Below are 231 nucleotides of genomic sequence, written 5' to 3' on the forward strand. Positions count from 1 at the left end.
CGATATGATAGTAAAACGCGTTGAGGCATTTCGTGAAAAAGCAGCTGGCAAAGCGTTTTATCAACAACCGGCACCAGATGGCTCTCGCCCAGGTGTTTACTACGCTAACCTTTACGACATGGAAGCTATGCCTACTTACCAAATGGAAGCACTAGCCTATCATGAAGGCATTCCGGGACATCATATGCAAATTGCTATTTCGCAAGAGCTAGAAGGCGTGCCTAAGTTTCG

The 231-nt window shown here is 46.3% G+C and carries 1 protein-coding gene; it reads left to right on the plus strand.

Annotation, left to right across the window (positions count from 1 at the left end):
- Positions 1-231 (plus strand): DUF885 family protein (locus AAEY78_RS15185; RefSeq protein ID WP_352340363.1); only part of this gene is annotated, 231 nt, incomplete at both ends.

This window comes from Psychrobacter sp. 16-MNA-CIBAN-0192, from assembly GCF_040309565.1.
Taxonomy (GTDB): domain Bacteria; phylum Pseudomonadota; class Gammaproteobacteria; order Pseudomonadales; family Moraxellaceae; genus Psychrobacter.